This window comes from Telmatobacter sp. DSM 110680 (assembly GCF_039994875.1).
Lineage (GTDB): Bacteria > Acidobacteriota > Terriglobia > Terriglobales > Acidobacteriaceae > Telmatobacter.
The window spans coordinates 1,766,577-1,783,004 of sequence record NZ_CP121196.1; the positions used below are offsets into that span (position 1 = coordinate 1,766,577).

14 protein-coding genes and 1 tRNA gene are annotated in these 16,428 nt (G+C 53.6%); 7 read left to right on the forward strand and 8 right to left on the reverse strand.

Going from position 1 to position 16,428, the window contains the following annotated elements:
• Window positions 1-375 precede the first annotated feature (375 nt).
• From P8935_RS07240 to P8935_RS07250, 3 genes are read right to left on the reverse strand one after another with little or no spacing between them, the layout of a single operon-like run.
• The gene (locus P8935_RS07240; RefSeq protein ID WP_348264320.1) at window positions 376-1,860 is read right to left on the reverse strand and encodes a VapE domain-containing protein; all 1,485 of its coding nucleotides are present in this window, start codon (window positions 1,858-1,860) and stop codon (window positions 376-378) included.
• 4 nt (window positions 1,861-1,864) lie between these two features.
• Window positions 1,865-2,695: a hypothetical protein gene (locus P8935_RS07245; RefSeq protein ID WP_348264321.1), complete on the reverse strand. Its 831-nt coding sequence runs from the start codon at window positions 2,693-2,695 to the stop codon at window positions 1,865-1,867.
• Window positions 2,692-2,823 (reverse strand): hypothetical protein, encoded by a 132-nt coding sequence (locus P8935_RS07250; RefSeq protein WP_348264322.1) that lies wholly within the window; start codon window positions 2,821-2,823, stop codon window positions 2,692-2,694. Before P8935_RS07250 ends, P8935_RS07245 begins: the two co-directional genes overlap by 4 nt.
• 589 nt (window positions 2,824-3,412) lie before the next feature.
• Here P8935_RS07250 and P8935_RS07255 point away from each other — a divergent pair.
• The gene (locus P8935_RS07255) at window positions 3,413-4,027 is read left to right on the forward strand and encodes a recombinase family protein (RefSeq protein WP_348264323.1); all 615 of its coding nucleotides are present in this window, start codon (window positions 3,413-3,415) and stop codon (window positions 4,025-4,027) included.
• Between the two features lie 308 nt (window positions 4,028-4,335).
• Here P8935_RS07255 and P8935_RS07260 read toward each other — a convergent pair whose 3' ends face one another.
• The 4 genes from P8935_RS07260 to P8935_RS07275 form a co-directional block, all read right to left on the reverse strand.
• A complete protein-coding gene (locus tag P8935_RS07260) occupies window positions 4,336-5,313 on the reverse strand; it encodes a site-specific DNA-methyltransferase (RefSeq protein WP_348264324.1) in 978 nt (325 codons plus the stop codon).
• A complete protein-coding gene (locus tag P8935_RS07265; protein WP_348264325.1) occupies window positions 5,310-6,329 on the reverse strand; it encodes a hypothetical protein in 1,020 nt (339 codons plus the stop codon). Before P8935_RS07265 ends, P8935_RS07260 begins: the two co-directional genes overlap by 4 nt.
• Window positions 6,326-6,577, reverse strand: coding sequence for a helix-turn-helix transcriptional regulator (locus P8935_RS07270; protein WP_348264326.1), 252 nt, complete (start codon window positions 6,575-6,577; stop codon window positions 6,326-6,328). Before P8935_RS07270 ends, P8935_RS07265 begins: the two co-directional genes overlap by 4 nt.
• 354 nt (window positions 6,578-6,931) lie before the next feature.
• Window positions 6,932-7,009, reverse strand: a tRNA-Glu gene (locus tag P8935_RS07275).
• A gap of 378 nt (window positions 7,010-7,387) precedes the next feature.
• Here P8935_RS07275 and P8935_RS07280 point away from each other — a divergent pair.
• The 3 genes from P8935_RS07280 (at window position 7,388) to P8935_RS07290 (ending at window position 12,658) form a co-directional block, all read left to right on the forward strand.
• Entirely contained in the window at window positions 7,388-8,071 is a 684-nt protein-coding gene (locus P8935_RS07280) for a queuosine precursor transporter (protein WP_348264327.1), read from the forward strand.
• Between the two features lie 230 nt (window positions 8,072-8,301).
• Window positions 8,302-9,414, forward strand: coding sequence for an efflux RND transporter periplasmic adaptor subunit (locus tag P8935_RS07285; protein WP_348264328.1), 1,113 nt, complete (start codon window positions 8,302-8,304; stop codon window positions 9,412-9,414).
• Between the two features lie 61 nt (window positions 9,415-9,475).
• Complete coding sequence (locus P8935_RS07290) at window positions 9,476-12,658, forward strand: efflux RND transporter permease subunit (RefSeq protein ID WP_348264329.1); 3,183 nt, start codon at window positions 9,476-9,478, stop codon at window positions 12,656-12,658.
• Between the two features lie 6 nt (window positions 12,659-12,664).
• Here P8935_RS07290 and P8935_RS07295 read toward each other — a convergent pair whose 3' ends face one another.
• On the reverse strand, window positions 12,665-12,958 hold the full coding sequence (locus tag P8935_RS07295) for a helix-hairpin-helix domain-containing protein (RefSeq protein WP_348264330.1): 294 nt from the start codon (window positions 12,956-12,958) through the stop codon (window positions 12,665-12,667).
• Between the two features lie 139 nt (window positions 12,959-13,097).
• Between P8935_RS07295 and P8935_RS07300 the strand changes: the two genes are divergently transcribed.
• From P8935_RS07300 to hisG, 3 genes are all read left to right on the forward strand, one after another.
• Entirely contained in the window at window positions 13,098-14,969 is a 1,872-nt protein-coding gene (locus P8935_RS07300; RefSeq protein WP_348264331.1) for a mechanosensitive ion channel domain-containing protein, read from the forward strand.
• A gap of 237 nt (window positions 14,970-15,206) precedes the next feature.
• The gene (gene hisI / locus P8935_RS07305) at window positions 15,207-15,560 is read left to right on the forward strand and encodes a phosphoribosyl-AMP cyclohydrolase (RefSeq protein ID WP_348264332.1); all 354 of its coding nucleotides are present in this window, start codon (window positions 15,207-15,209) and stop codon (window positions 15,558-15,560) included.
• Window positions 15,553-16,428, forward strand: coding sequence for an ATP phosphoribosyltransferase (hisG, locus tag P8935_RS07310; protein WP_348264333.1), 876 nt, complete (start codon window positions 15,553-15,555; stop codon window positions 16,426-16,428). The genes hisI and hisG overlap by 8 nt, the downstream gene beginning before the upstream one ends.

Here is a 16,428-nt window from a genome sequence, read left to right on the forward strand (position 1 = left end):
CTATTTCTTATTTGAATTTCTCGGAATTTCTGCTGGTGCGGCGCAACATTCGGATGAATTGCGGAATTATGAAATTCATTTCTCCGTGATCCGAGATGGTGAAATCATGTAGGGTATGTATGGTTCATGTAGGGTAACCCTACATGCCGCAAAGCCCGGTACTTATTGACGATTTCATCTAAAAACACAAGAAACGTAGGGTATGTATAGTAATTTATAAAAAATATATAAAAAGAAATTCATTTTCCCTTTGAAAAAGTTTTGCTTGGACACCCTACATCCCTACATCCCCTACATTTCTTTCAAATCAGCAATATTCACGGGCCTTTCAAGGCATGTATGGTTCTTGCATTCTGCCTCACAACCCTACATCCGTCAGATCAGTGTCCCGTCATCGACAACAGAGAAGTCCACATCAATCACGTATTTAATTCCCTTTCCGTTCCTGCTGTTTCTTACTCCATCGATTGCCTTCAGCTTTCGACCAAAATCAACACTGCTTGCGTGAGTGAACCAATACCTGTCGTTCGTCTCAGCCCATTTCAGCCAGAGATCGTATGCCTCCTGCCCTGTGTACGTGTTCTTCACCCTATTTGCCCAAATCCAGTCTTCAACGTAGTTCTTCTTACGCTGCTCATTGTGCTGGCGCATTGAGACTGCCTCACTGATGCTTTTGGTCATCGGGTCTGCTCCACTGGCATCAACAGACTGCCACAGCAGAAGCCAGTCGATGCTGTACATCCAATCAGGGTGAGCCTGTTTCATGTCGTTCGGCGTCTCTACTTCGTAAAATCGACGTGCGGAGGTTGTGTCGGTATTGATGATTTCCATTGACCAGTTCGAAGCGCCAATCAACTGAATAATCTTTCTCTTTTTATCCACCTGTTGCGTGTACATCTTTCGAGCCGAGGAATAGTCATCAGTGATGAATCCTTTCAGACGCTCCTTGTCAACCTTCTCCAGCTTCGCCATCTCATCCAGAAAGGCGACTGGAATTGTTGCGCACTGCATGTAATAGTTCGGGTCTACGAGCTTGTCAAATTCAGTCTTTGTGTATCCACCTCGTTGCAATGGTGAAAGGAAAGTCTCGACTGCCGTCGATTTACCGTTTCCTGTTCTGCCAGTGAGAACAATCATCATCGGGTCTTTCGTGGATATGAGCTTCATCGGGTTCATGACTCGTTTGATGTTCCAAACCCAATGCTTGAAAACCGCCAATGTCTGCTCTCGTGTCGCGGGGTTTTTATCGATTATGCCAATGAACTTTGCCCATTGCTCGGTTGCTGCTTTGTGCATTTCCGAATTTGGGTCCTGTGCCTCTGCTGATGTCAGAGAAGCCAGAATCTCTTTCAGGCAGTCGATTACCTCGTCCCTGTGCCATTTCTCTGCTGCGACCTCAATCCGTCTTTCGGCGTATCTCAGAGAGTAGTCGTGTACGAATGCATAAAGATCATTGATCAAGTCGCTCATCGAGCAAGCTCCATCTTTTCGGCCGGGATTCTGAATCGAGTCAAGGCGAACGGTGATTCTTTCGGCGCACACATACAGCCTTACAAAGTCGTCTGCATCTTCTGGATACTTGCCGAGTTTCGTGATGACATCAAGTTTGTTGTATACCGGCTGTAACTCCGCATCCGAGAGGTTCCATTCCTGCTTTGCCCATCGAAGCACATCATCCGCAATAGGCGTTTCAATGAACTCTCGCACATGGTCCTTCCATCGCTTTCTGTATCGCGTCGAGAATGTGCCGTCCCCCTTCGCAATCGCAATCGAAGCCTTCAGTTTGTCGAACTCCTCCTGCTTCACATCCGCCAGTGCAACTTCAAATGCTTCATCAATCGTCTCCAATGTAGTGTTCATCGCTTTATCTCCCTGTAAATTTAATTTGCAGTTGCCGCTGTCTTGTTTTGTCAGGGTCAACCATCCTGTGTAGCTCAATAATTAGATTTGCTTGTTCTTGCGTAAAAGTGCAGTGCTCGATAATCCCCCATATTTTGCAGAAATGCTCATTTCTCTGCCCGGTCGTCATTTGCTTCAAATGGTCCCTAATGCATCGAAGCCCATCAAACGTTTGCATATTGCCTGTGCCGGACAACGTTCGCTTCCAGTTCGGCAAGTCAACAACCAATGACAGTTCTGCTTCGCGTTCTTTGTCTGCGTCAATGAGCAACTGAATTACATCATTCGTCAGAATGTTGTCTCTGCTCTCTTTGATCCGGCAATCCACAGTACCGAAATACAATCGCGAGGCGTCCTTGCACTGTTTATCTGCCGTGTCATAGATGTGCAGCAAGCTGCGCATGACCTGGCAGCACTCATCATGCTTTTCTACTGGTTGCTCACTTCGAAACATGATTCGGAATCGCGGATCGTCGTCAGTGTGCGATGGAGTCACATAAAATCCAGCACCAAATGCATCATAGAAAGCATCATCGAACAGTTCAGAGATCGTCATTCCGCTGTCAATATCGACCATGAACAATTGACGGCTTTTGAACTCTGATGAATTGCGATAGTCGCTTGTCAGAGCCGAACTCGTGGCATATCCGCCGACGGTTATCCACTCGAACGTTTCAGGCCATGACATGTCGATAGTGGTCCAGCCGTATTTCGTCCTGCTCATCAGTGCCTTGCGCTCGTCAGGGTCAGGCAGCTTGCCTTGAAGTAGGGTGTGTGTGGATAGCAGCACGATCACTGCTCCCGCTCGTCGAGCATCGCAACGCCAACCCCGGTATCGGAGGGCGTCGCTTCAAACATTCGTGCGGCTCTTTTTAAGAGAGTGATTGTGTCGTTTGGACGTGAAGCGTCCAGTGAATGTGTCATATATCGCTCCTTGTGCCTGTCAGATCGCTTGGACCGTCGTGGGCTGATCAGGGAGATCAGCCCAGACAGGAGCGATTGACTTCGCTGGATTCGAGGGCCAGCTATACGATTTCTCGTCAGGTGTATTTAGTTCGGGGGGTAGGGGCATTGCTGGAGGGAACAGAACTTGTAATTCAGCTATATCAATTCACTGGATTGAATTTCGGCCGTTCAGATATGCCCACGAACCCTCCCTTTCTAACTACAAATACAGTGTACGATTTCCGCACCAAAAAGTCAAGTAAATGTATGAAAGAAAAGATAGTTACCAGCGTTCCTGTTGACCATTTTTGGAGTTTTTAAGAGCGTTACCGATGGGCGGATTTGGGGCCTGTTTTGTCCACTAGTCCGGGCCGCTGAGTCGTTCAAATGATCGCATTCCGACCTTCCCGGAACTGGATAAGCCTGTAAGCGACTGTCTAAACAGGGCATAGCCTGACAGAGCGTCAGGCAAAGTCTGCAAAACTGTCAAATATACATTATAAAATTGACTACTTGACAGTTTCGCGGAAACGTCTTAGACTTCAATCTGACACTTGGGGGCTTCCAAATGAGCGGTCAGGTAATTGGATACGTCAGAGTTTCCACTCTGGAGCAGAACACCGGGAGACAGCGGGAGCAAATGAAGGACGAGCACTTGGATGATGTGTATGAGGATCACATCAGCGGGAAGTCCCTTGAGCGTCCTGAGCTAGACAGGCTGCGTCGCCACGTCCGCAAGGGAGATACCGTCGTGGTTTACAGCATGGACCGTCTGGCGCGGAATCTGCGCGATCTACGCAACCTTGTAGATGAATTAACCGACCGTGGAATAGTCGTCCGATTCCTGAAAGAGCATCTGGAGTTCACCGGGGAGCCGAACAGCACGGCCAAGCTGATGCTGAACATCATGGGGGCGGTTGCTGAATTTGAGCGGGAGCTAATTCTGGAAAGGCAGCGGGAAGGAATTGCGCTTGCGAAGGCTGAAGGCAAATACAAAGGTGGAAAATTCAAGCTAAGTGCAGCCAAAGTGCGGGAGCTGAACAATCGTGCATCGGCTGGAAACATCTCCAAGGCTGCTCTAGCGAGGGAGTTTGGAATTTCGCGGGAAACCCTCTACCAATATCTGAAGGCAGACACATCAGCAAAGGAAAGTGTAAGCAAACTCTCAAATGAAACCCTGTGACGCTAGTTCCACTCGCACGTAAAACTGGCCACGTGAATCGCTGTCGTACACATCTAACATGACCACAAAAGTAGCAAAGCGCCAATGCCGCCAGCACTTCCTGCCGTCAACATAAACTGGTACAGACTCGTCAGACTTGGAAGACTTATGGCTTGGCTTCTGGCCACTGCTTGTCACCGCACGAGATCGACAGTCCACGCAAATCGCGTGAACGTACTGGCACAAAGGGGCAGGTAGGGAATTATTGCAAATGGCGCATTGAGGTTGTTTTTTCTTCATGAATCTTTCTTGCGAGGTGGCGGCGCGTCTCAGAACAGAAGATTCGATGGAGCCGTCTCTGCCGACTGATCAGGTGCCACTGAAATGCTTTCTGGTTTTTCGGGTCGCTTCGGTTGGAACAGGGGAGCGGACTGCAAATGCCTAAGTCTGCTTTCTGCTAGGGCGGCGTATTCAGGGACCAACTCGAAACCGAGATACCTGCGATTGAGACGCTGCGCAACAATCGCGGTTGTGCCTGATCCCATGAAGGGGTCCAAGACAACATCGTTCGGAGACGATCCCGCGAGAATGCAGTTCTCAACGAGTTGCTCAGGAAAGACGGCGAAATGCGCACCTCGGAATTTTCCGAGAGGTATACTCCAGACCGTTCTCTTGTTCCTTCCGAGAGGATGGAAGTATTGATCCCAACGTCCGTCGTGAAGGTTTTGGTTGCCCTTGTTTTTACCAGCTTCCGGCGTTCCATTTCGCTTCCCGAGGTGAGCGCGGCCCCCCTTCATCTTGGAGTTAGGAGAAAAGGTGACGTGTGGCTCCCGGATTGCATCTGCATCGTAGAAATAGGCCGATGACTTGGCCAGCAAGAAGAGATGCTCATGTGAAGTGGTTGGCCTGTCTTTTACTGACGAGGGCATAGCGTTTGGCTTCTCCCAAATGATTTCGCTTCGTAGAAGCCAACCGGAATCCTGAAGCCCAAGGGCAACTCGCCACGGGATTCCCAGCATTTGGCCTTGACGGTAGGTATCTCCAAGATTCAGCCAAAGCGTTCCATCGGCGGCCAAAGCGTCTTTTAAGTCAGCAAACACCTGCACCAAACGCTTTACATACTGCACATGATCGGATTCTTTGCCCAACTCATCACAGGCGATTTCGCTAACACCTGCATAGTCTCGGTGGCCGAAGTACGGCGGACTCGTAATGATGGTCTTTACGATGCCACTCGGAACCTCAGTTGCAAGGCGCTTGCTATCTCCAACTATGATCCTATCGTGCCATTCGCCAACTGATTTCATGTCTCCTCAAGGCCGTTTATGCTCGGCAATTCAAGCTTCTTGGGCTTCAAGTCACCAGAAAGCAACGTCTCAATAAACTCGTTGAGGCCAGTCTGCGCAACTTCGCCAAATTCCGTAAACTCATTCGGACTCAAATCGAAGAGAACAGCGTGATCCACGTATGCCTTGATACTCTCAGCTTCACGCACTGACCAATTTCTCGCCACGATGACCGTTACAAGGTAGTCTAAGCCGTCCTCTGCACGAATGGCATTCAAGGCTTGCATTAAGTCTCGTGTAAACAGATGAGCGTGTCCGCCTCCCTCTGTCTCGCGAGTCTTGATTGGCATAAGAACACGAGCAACGCACTTTCCTTGATTGTCGAGTAGACGTGCGCTCACGTCAAACGTCTCCTGTGCAATATTCACTTGACTCTCAGGAATCTCGACTGATGAAAACCTTCCATAGTTGCCGTGCTTTTTGAAATATGCTTGGAATGCTGCGACGAGGGCCGTGCGGCTGATGGTTTCTTTTTCGTGTCCTTTGATACTTCGACGTGATCCTTCGAGTCGGTCAATGATGATCTCTCGGACGGCATCCCATTCGAATGTCCCAACGTTTGCCCGATAGCGGAAGATCAGTTTCGCTAACACTATTTGCTGCATCTTCTTGGATGCAACACGAGTTGAACTCACAATGCGAGTGATTAGCGGTGCGAGTCGTTGTTGCGGGGCATCCCGAATAATCCAAGCAAAAAAATAGTAGCAAGCTTTTGAGTGCTGATAGCTTCTTCCAACGCCGTCGGTCAAGAGAGGAATGTTCGTGTCTGTCGAATCGTAGCAAAGGCTGATGCCTTGCAGAATCTCTTCCTCCGTGCTCTCCAACAGCAATTCCGTAAGGTTTTTTTTGCTCTGGCGCAGCTTTTGAAACTGGCCTGTGACCCAGTCATAAAAAGGTTTGGCTTGATCAGCCAGCTTCGCTAATTCCGTTAGCCTCGAATGAGAGAGGTCAATGCCTCCTAGCTCTAATCGACTCATTCGGAGTCCTTATCGTTCTTCGGTAACAGACGATCAAATCCAGCAAGCATCTCCGACAAGGGAACTTCAAGGGCATGGCACACCTTCAATAAGGTGGTCATGGTGATAGGCCGTCCAGCTTCGATTTGTTGCCAATGTCTTGCGGAGAATCCAAGAGGAATCATGTCTTCTTGGCTCAAGCCTCTTTTCTTCCGCAGTTTGCGCACACGTGTCCCGAGCGCAACGAAAAAAGCTGAAAAATCGGGCATGGCTACTTCTACGTCTCCACGAGCGAAAGCACCACGAGCGGATTAGCTGTTTGTGCTCTGCGCTGTTGACTCTCTAGCTCCTCGTCATGGAACAGCGTCCCTGTTCCTCTTCCCACAAGTCATGAGGGATTCAGGCTGCGAGGAGCTGTTATCTGCGCGCCATGCTGAAGGCTAATGACCGCATCATTCTGTGGAGGGAACCTATGGCTTAGTGCTGAGCTGTGGCACAGAGAAAAAGCAAGTTCTCTGAGTCTAGGTTGGGAGTGACCGGCATATTCACAACGGCATTGCCCTAAAATTACCCTACAGATGTACCATTGCGGAACTCGACGGTCTGTATCTAATTGATTTTATTGGCGTCCCCGACGGGATTTGAACCCGTGTTATCGCCGTGAAAGGGCGGTGTCCTAGGCCGGGCTAGACGACGGGGACGCTACTGAAAAAGGGCAGAAAGGCGACCAGATTGGCCGGAAAGCGCCCTTATGAAGGGTACCAACCCCACTCAACCCTGTCAAAACACGCGACGCCCCGCCTTGCACTTCGCGAAACCGAAACAGCACGGTTGCACATGGCGCCGAGGCCGAACTCGCGGTTGGGGTGCTTCAGCGATGAGAATCTCTCCGCGATTCAAAGTTGTCGTCCATACAACGGAGTCGCCGCCGCATTTCGTCCTGAGCCCTCGGAAAATCAATCCCCGCCCAACGGCAGGGCCAATCGCGGTGAGGAATGAACTCAGCGGTTCAGCATATGCCGGGAAGGCAAGGTAGGCGGGAAGTCAGCGTGTTCGGCTCGCTCATTTAATCTCGAACTGTGAACCGGCGCTATCGCTATCTCGACCTGATGACCATCGGATTCGTGGTGGTACTGCTGATTTCAAACCTTGTTGGTCCAAAGATATGCCGCATCGGCCCGCTACGCCCCAGTGCCGCCGAGTTTCTGTTTCCGCTGACCTACATCTGCGGCGATGTTTTCACCGAGGTCTATGGGTACGGATCGTCGCGGCGCGCCATCTGGCTGGGATTCTTTGCGATGGCGCTCTTGATTGCCATGGGGCAGGTAGCGGTCAGTCTCCCTCCCGCTCCGGAGTGGCACGGGCAGGAAGCTTTCGCCAATGTTTTCAGCGTTGTGCCTCGCTTTGCTTTGGCGAGCCTGGTGGCGTACTGGTGCGGCGAATTCACCAATAGCTTTACCCTCGCGAAATTGAAGTTGCTCACCGGTGGCCGCTGGCTATGGACGCGGACGGTGGGCTCAACGCTGACCGGCCAGGCTGTCGATACAACCGTGCTGATCGTCATCGCCTTCGCAGGCACCCAACCGCCCGGAATGCTCGTGCGCATGATTGTTTCTGCCTATCTGATCAAGGTTGCGGTCGAAGTGATGGCCACTCCGGTAACCTATCTCGTGGTGGGATGGCTCAAGCGCAGAGAGTCCGCAGACGCATTCGACAACCAGACAGATTTCAACCCATTCAGGTTGCAGGGGGAGAGCGCCTGACGTCACCGGCAGACCGGGTGGCAACAAGGTAAATGCTCTGGCTGCAAAAATTTGCGACAATCGATTGATTTCAAGCATCTACCACCCAAGGCAAACGGGCAGTTTTCTAACAACACAGGGCAGAGAACTCTGTTCCTAATCACAAGGTCCGGCTACGCCCGGGTTGTAACATGAATTTCGTTCATCCATCGGCCCGATAGAGGGCGGGGAATCCAGTAAGAGGTTTAGTTTTGAGACGCATTCTTATTTTTGGTATTGCATTGCTCTCGGGTCTGGTTGTAGTCGGCTGCCAACAGGGAACGCAGAAGGCTCCGCAAGCGGCGGCTGGCATGCAGGCCATGCCGGTGAAGACGGTCGCTGTATCTCTGCAGCCAGTGGCGCAGAGCAGCGAATACATGGCAACCATCAAATCGAGACGGTCGGCAACAATTCTGCCGCAGGTAAACGGTATTCTCACCAAAATCCTGGTGCACAGCGGCGAGCACGTCAAAGCTGGCCAGGCGCTCATGGAGATCGATCCCCGCCAGCAGCAGGCGACGGTTGCGGCGCAGGGAGCCACCGAGCGACAGAAGAAGGCGCTCCTGGACTACAACACAATCGAACTCGATCGCCAAAAGAAGCTATTTGCCGCAGGTGTAACCAGCCGTGACGCGATGGACCAGGCTCAACAGGCCTTCGACAACGCCAAGGCTGACTACGAGGCCTCCCGTGGAACACGCGACATGCAGGAACAACAACTGGGGTACTTCACATTACGCGCGCCCTTTGACGGCGTGGTAGGCGATATCCCGGTGCATGTGGGCGACTACGTCTCTCCGTCGATGGGTACCACCGCCTCCGCGCTTACCACGGTCGATCAAGCCGGGGACCTGGAGGCATACATCTACATTCCGACAGAGCGCTCAAGCGAGGCGCGGGTTGGGTTAGCCGTGGAACTCTCTGACACCAGCGGCAAGCTTCTCGAGAAGACGAAGATTGATTTTCTGTCTCCCCAGGTTGACCCCACCCTGCAAGGCATCTTGGCAAAGGCCCCCTTGCACCCAACGCCGGAGATTATGCGCAATGCCCAGCTGATCAAGGCACGCATCATCTGGAGCACCAAGCCAATGGTGGTCGTTCCAGTCCTGGCGGTGACGCGGCAGGGAGGACAGCCATTTGTATATGTCCTGCAGAAGCAACCTAACGGCCAGTTCACTGCTGCGGAAACACCTGTGACGCTCGGCGACACGGTCGAGAATTCCTATTCCATCACCTCCGGTCTCAAAGCTGGCGACCAGGTGGTGATATCGAGCACCCAGTTCCTCGTAAACGGAATGCCGGTGTCTCCTCTTCCCGGTGCATAACGTCCGCTTGTAGACGTAGCGCCATGGTGCGCTCGCCGGGAACAACGAAAGAGGGCTCATCTTGTTTGTTGATTTCTTTATTCATCGACCAGTGTTTGCGACGGTTACCGCGCTGATGATTATTCTGTCGGGAGCGATCTGCATTCCCAATCTGCCGATTGCGATGTATCCCACGCTCGCGCCGCCACAAGTCAACGTGGTCTGCAATTACGTGGGCGCCAATGCTGACACTGTAGAAAAAGCCGTCACCATCCCTCTGGAAGAATCAATCAACGGCGTGGAGGGCATGCGCTACATCCGCTCCTCCAGCACGAATAACGGAACCAGCCAGATCACCGCGACATTTCAAACTGGCTACAACCTGGATATCGCGGCTGTCGATGTACAAAACCGCGTCGCCAGCGTTACCGGACGTTTGCCGGCTGCCGTCAACGCGACCGGCATCTCCATCAGCAAAGCCAATACCAACTTTGTGTTTGGCGCTGGATTCTTTACGCGCGACGGCCGGTACTCCCACGAGTTTATTTCGAATTACCTCGACGTGTACGTCAAGGACGCCCTGAAGCGCGTGCCCGGCGTCGGCGACGTGAACATCTTCGGCGAACGTAAGTATGCCATGCGCGTATGGATCGATCCGCTGAAGCTCGCAGCCAACGGATTGACTGCCACCGACGTGATCAACGCACTGCAGGAGCAGAACGTCGAAATTCCTGCCGGTCAATTAGGGCAACAGCCTTCCAACGACAAGCAGGCATTTCAAATCCCAGTCCGCGTCGTGGGCCGCCTTTCAAGTCCTGAGCAGTTCAACAACATCATCTTGAAGAGCAATCCGAACGGGCTTATTTTGCTTAAGAACGTCGGCCGGTCCGAGGTTGGCGCGGAAGATTACAGTTCTTCTCTTGAGTACAACGGCCTCTCGGCACAGGGTGTCGGTGTCATCCAGCTCTCCAACGCCAATGCGCTCGATGTAGACAGCAAGGCAAAGGCAGCCCTGAAGGAGTTGTCAAAGAGCTTTCCTCCCGGACTTGAATATGCCGTCGCCTTCGATTCGACCACCGTGGTTGGCGAGTCGATCCGCGAAGTGCTGGTCACGCTCGCCGAAGCCATCGGCATCGTGATTCTCGTCATCTTCCTCTTCCTGCTCGACTGGCGAGCAACCATCATTCCCGCAGTAACAATCCCGGTTTCGCTTATCGGAACGTTTGCCTTCATTCGCATCTTCGACTTTTCCATTAATTCGCTCACGCTCTTCGGAATCACCCTGGCAACGGGACTGGTGGTGGACGACGCCATCGTAGTGATTGAAAACGTGCAGCGCCACATCGCCATGGAGCACTCCAATCCGCACGAAGCCACGTCGCGCGCCATGAGCGAAGTCACCAGCGCGGTCATTGCCACTTCGCTCGTTTTGATCGCGGTGTTCGTGCCGGTTTCGTTTTTTCCGGGAACTACGGGCATTCTGTACAGGCAGTTCTCGCTGACCATCGCGTTCTCGATCGCAATCTCGGCATTCAACGCGCTGACGCTTTCACCAGCACTCTCGGCGATGTTTCTGCGCGGAGAGGAGGCGCGGCCGCAGCAACTCGACTTTCTGCACATTCGGCCACTTTCGCGCGCCTTTGCCGCCTTCATTCATGGTGCCGATCGTTTCGTAACATGGCTGTCCACGACTTATGCAAAGATCATCCACGTAGCTTTGCAGCTGCGCTTTGTCCTGCTGCTGCTCTTCTTTGCGGGGCTCGGGGCCACTGTCTGGATTTACGGCAAGGTTCCCACAGGGTTCATACCGCAGGAAGACCAGAGCTTTCTCATCGGAATTGTTCAGGCGCCCCCGGGGTCTTCGCTGGCGTACACCTCTGCTCTGGCTGATCGCGCCCAAGCCATCATCTATTCGAACAAGGATATTGCCGGTGCCTTCTCCATCATGGGTTTCAGTTTTTCAGGCAACGCGTCCAATGCCGGCCTGATGTTCATCAGCACAAAGCCCGCAAAAGATCGCCGCGGCAAAGGCCATTCCGCTGGAGACATCGTTGCCGACCTCTCGCCCAAGCTCAGTTCGTTAATGTTCCAGCCAAACGGCGGATTGGTGGCCGTCATTCAGCCCCCAGCCGTGCAAGGCGTTGGCAGCTACGGCGGTTTCCAATTCATGCTGCAGGATACTGGCGTGAATACGATCTCCGATCTAGACCGCGTGGCTCACCAGATTGTCGGCGCAGGTCGTGCGCGCAAAGATATCACCGGCCTTATCACGACATTCTCTGCGAACGACCCGCAGGTTCTCGTGACCATCGATCGCGAAAAAGCCAAGGCCATGAACGTTCCGCTTTCGCAGATCACCACCGCACTGGGCGTCTTCATGGGTTCGCAGTATGTCAACGATTTCGATTTCAACAATCGAACCTATCGCGTCTATGCGCAGGCCGATCAGCCCTATCGCATGACCGCGAAAGATTTGCACAATTACTACGTTCGGTCCGATCCCGGGCAGATGATTCCACTCGATAACCTGGCTACGGTTTCTGAGAGTTCGGGTCCTCCAGTCATTAGTCATTACAACTTGTTCCGCGCCGTGGAGATCGACGGTTCGCCAGCGCCGGGATACAGTTCGGGGCAGGGCATCACCGGAATGGAAGATCTGGCAAAACAGAACATCATGCCAGGTATGCGTTACGAATGGACAGGCTTGACGCTGGATGAAATCGAGTCGAGCGGACGCGCGTTGCTCATCTTCGGCCTGGGAATTTTGGTTGTGTATCTCACCCTCTCGGCGCAGTACGAGAGCTTCGCGCTGCCTTTTATCATCCTGCTGGCTGTGCCCATGGCGGTTTTAGGTGCCTTGGGATTGGTTGCTCTGCGCGGCCTTTCAAATGATGTCTACTGCCAGATCGGGTTGGTAATGCTGATTGGCCTGTCCGCCAAAAATGCGATTCTGATCGTCGAATTCGCAGAGCAACTGCGGCGCAAAGGACGGTCCATTGCAGAAGCCGCGATCGAAGCCGCTGAGTTGCGATTACGGCCGATCCTGATGACGTCGTTTGCGTTCATCCTCGGCGTTCTCCCGCTGGTATTCGCTACGGGTGCGGGTGCTCTCGGCCGCCGTTCCGTGGGAACCACGATCGTTGGCGGTATGCTGCTCTCCACCGTGCTGAATCTGGTGTTCATCCCTGTGCTCTACGTGCTGCTCAGCCGCCTGCTGCGGCGCGGTGATGCTCACGAAGGAAGCACTGCGGAGGGACTTGTCTAGCGCCGACTAACGGTTGCGATGCGCAATGATGTAATCCTTGATGCGGTCGTAGATCTGGTTCGACACAATGCCCTTGTCGAGAAGGTCGTTCTTGGCGCGATATGGCCGATAGCGAATGATGCGCGCCGCCCAGGTTGGAGTCATCCCCGGCGCCTTCATTAGTTCTTCGAGGCTCGCGGTGTTGATATCGATCCGCGCGTCCGGCGCTGGTGCGCTTTGTGCGCCCGATGCTGGCCGCGTGGCCTGATCATCAAGCCTCCACGCAAGCCCCACGCGTCCGGTCATTAGAACGGAAATCATGGCTATAGCCAGGAGTGCCAAGAGGGTATTTGTTCTCACTGGTCCATTGTCTGCCCTGCTGGAGAAGCCGTAAACCTTTGGTTCGAATCAGTCGGAAAACAGCGAGACTCAGCCCCCTGTTTCCTGCAAAAATAGAGGCATGGCAACACCCCCGATTGCTTCCTCTACCAAACAGATGCTTCGCAGTCGCGTTCTCGGCAATACGCGTCTAGTCATTCTCCTAGTGCTCTTTGCTCTTCTGGCCGTCTGTCTTATCTTTACCTGGACCACGCGCGATGCGATGGGGAATCTCTCGTTTCTCAGTCCCAAGAACAATGCAAACCTTGCGACCGGGAGCAAGAAAACCATTGTCGATGTGAGTCCCTGGCAAACCGCCCAGGCTCTCGCTCCTCTCGCCGTGAGCGCGGAAGAAAAGGAGCACGCACAGGAGGCCGAACGGCTTGCGGACCACGAGGTGGACCAGGCATTTGCTGCGGCGCTGCGCCAGGCCACGATTGATTCGCAGCACCTTATTCTCACCGGCGATGCTCTCGAACTCTCCAAGAGGGTAGCGCAACTTCAGCAGTTGATTGCCCAGGATCGGGACGAAGTACAGACCATTACGGAACAGTTGAAGTCGCCGCCCAAAAACGGCAAGCCTTCTGAATACGACGAAGGTGATCTCGAGGTAGCGAAGGCGCAACTAGGCCTGGATACGGATGAGCTTGCAGACGCCCAGCAGGATCTGAATCGCGCCTCAGGAGACCAGACTTCGCAAATACAGGCGGAGTTGAACGCCCACGAAGCCACGATGCGCGACTATGACAAGCAGGTACATGAAGGCGGTCAGGTTGCGGCTATCTCATCACGGCGCTACTTGACCATGGCCGGAAGAGTCAGTGCATGGTTTCGGCAGCGAAGTCGATACGCCTCGCTGCAGCAAGCGCTCAATCAGACGCGCTCAGACATCGCGAATCTCACCGCGCAGCACAATGCACTTGAAGCCAGAGCCAACGCCACGGCGGCCGCCAAGACAGACGATCTCGATCAAAGACTTCAAGGACTCAAGGACAGAACGGCGCAACGGCAGATCCTTAGCATTACCGACGATCGCATCCAGACCGATCAGCAGCTTGCGACCGTCTACAGCAAATGGTCTGCACAAGTGCTCTTGCAGCACCGCATTGTGCTGCATCTCATTTTGCAGTCGCTTGCTCTCATTGCTTTCATCGGCATCTGCATGGTGGCGTGCGATGCACTCGTCCGCCGAATCATGTCGACCCGATTGCTCGATCAGCGGCGTTCGCAAACGCTGCGCAGCATCCTGGAACTCTCCATCCAGGTTGTCGGAGTCATTCTCATATTGCTCGTGATTTTCGGAACTCCACGCGAGACGCCAACAATTCTAGGACTCACCACCGCAGCGCTCACCATCGCATTGCAGGACTTCATCATTGCTTTCCTCGGCTGGTTCGTACTTATAGGTAAAAACGGCATCCACGTGGGCGACTGGGTCGAGATCAACGGCGTGGGCGGCGAAGTGATCGATGTCAAACTGTTCAGCACCACACTGCTCGAGACCGGGACGCTTGCGGACCGCGGGCTGCCGACTGGACGGAGGATCACTTTTATGAATGGGTTCGCTATCCGCGGGCAATACTTCAACTTCTCCACGAGCGGCCAATGGATGTGGGACGAAATTAGTCTCAGCCTTCCAGCCACGGAGAATATGCACGAACTGCTTGACCGGATTCAAAAGGTCGTGGTGGCGGAGACGGAAAAGAACGCGAGCCTTGCCGAGCAGGAGTGGAAGCGCGGCGCGCACGGCAGCAGTCTCAGCCGCTTCAGCGGTAGCGCTGTCGAGAATCTGCGCCCCTCGGCGTCCGGAATCGAGGTGCTGGTTCGCTATGTAACCCGGGCTTCAGAGCGCTTTGAGGTGCGCAACCGGCTCTATCAAAAGCTCCTTGAAATGTTGCGTGATCCCGCCAATCAGCCCGCATCAGCAACAATCTCGAGCGGCCAAAACGCCTGACGACCTTCAGCGTTTTGACCGCTTCAGTTGACATAGCATCATGTATGCCTTACTTTCTAAATAGATGCAGAGCAGCCGCCATCACGGTCATCACCACCATCATGGGACAACCATGCCGGCGGACTGTCATGGCCTGAACTAGACGGCCAGAGAGATCAGAAGAACCCAAAGCCCGCCGGCATAAGAGCCGGTGGGCTTTTTCATTTGGTGCAAAATCCAATCAGTTTCAGGAAGACAATGAGCACACAACCAACAATTGACTTTGAGAAGATGGATGGCCTGGTGGCCGGCATCGTACAGGACTCACAAACCGGCGAGGTATTGATGCTGGGTTTTCTAAACCCCGAAAGCTACGCCAAAACAATCGAAACCGGATTCGTCACTTTCTGGAGCCGCACGCGCCAGAAGCTGTGGATGAAGGGCGAAAGTAGCGGCAATCGGCTGCGCGTCGTCTCAGCTGCGACTGACTGCGACAACGACGCGCTGCTGTTCAAGGTTGTGGTCGAAGGCGATGGGCTGGTTTGCCACGAAGGCACTGTCAGCTGCTTTACCAAGCTGTTGGGATTCTCCGCGGAGGTGGCCCGTGGCTAACAAACTTCGTCTCGGCCTTCCGAAAGGCAGTCTTCAAGATTCAACGATCGCGCTGTTCAAGCGCGCCGGCTGGAACATCTACGCCGATGGTCGCTCCTATTTCCCCTCCATTGACGATGCGGAGATCGAATGCATGCTGATTCGCGCGCAGGAGATGGCGCGCTATGTCGAGCATGGCGTACTCGATGCAGGACTCACCGGAATCGACTGGGTAGTTGAGAGCGGTCTCGATGTCACCAGCGTCACCACCCTGATCTACGCCAAGCAAAGCCGCCGCAAGGTGCGCTGGGTGCTGGCCGTTCCTGAAGCGAGCGGATTTCAGCGCGCAGAAGATCTAGAAGGCAAGATTATTGCCACTGAGCTTGTAGAAGTGACCAAGAAGTATTTCGCCGACAAGGGCGTGAACGTAAAAGTGGAATTCAGTTGGGGCGCCACCGAAGTCAAGCCTCCCACATTGGCCGATGCGATTGTTGAAGTAACCGAGACTGGCAGCTCGCTCAAGGCCAACCATCTGAAAATCATCGATACCGTGATGGAAAGCGAAACCCATCTGATCGCCGGCAAGGCAGCGCTTGCCGATACATGGAAGCGCAAGAAAATCGACCAGCTCGCCGTGATGCTCCGCGGTGCCATTGACGCGCAGTCTCAGGTTGGGTTGATGCTCAATGTAAAACGTGCCGATCTTGAAGCTGTACTGGCAGTGCTGCCGGCGCTCAACTCCCCTACGATCTCACAACTCAGCAACTCCGAATGGGTCGCCGTCAACACGATTGTGGAAGAGCGGATTGCCCGTGACGTCATCCCAAAGCTCAAGACTGCCCGCGCCACTGGCATCGTCGAGTATCCGCTCAACAAAGTCGTGCTCTAG

Coding starts and splice junctions, on each gene's coding strand:
- P8935_RS07240 (WP_348264320.1), bottom strand. CDS start 1,860: ATGAACACTACATTGGAGACGATTGATGAAGCATTTGAAGTTGCACTG.
- P8935_RS07250 (WP_348264322.1), bottom strand. CDS start 2,823: ATGACACATTCACTGGACGCTTCACGTCCAAACGACACAATCACTCTC.
- P8935_RS07255 (WP_348264323.1), top strand. CDS start 3,413: ATGAGCGGTCAGGTAATTGGATACGTCAGAGTTTCCACTCTGGAGCAG.
- P8935_RS07260 (WP_348264324.1), bottom strand. CDS start 5,313: ATGAAATCAGTTGGCGAATGGCACGATAGGATCATAGTTGGAGATAGC.
- P8935_RS07265 (WP_348264325.1), bottom strand. CDS start 6,329: ATGAGTCGATTAGAGCTAGGAGGCATTGACCTCTCTCATTCGAGGCTA.
- P8935_RS07270 (WP_348264326.1), bottom strand. CDS start 6,577: ATGCCCGATTTTTCAGCTTTTTTCGTTGCGCTCGGGACACGTGTGCGC.
- P8935_RS07295 (WP_348264330.1), bottom strand. CDS start 12,958: ATGATTTCCGTTCTAATGACCGGACGCGTGGGGCTTGCGTGGAGGCTT.
- P8935_RS07300 (WP_348264331.1), top strand. CDS start 13,098: ATGGCAACACCCCCGATTGCTTCCTCTACCAAACAGATGCTTCGCAGT.
- hisI (WP_348264332.1), top strand. CDS start 15,207: ATGAGCACACAACCAACAATTGACTTTGAGAAGATGGATGGCCTGGTG.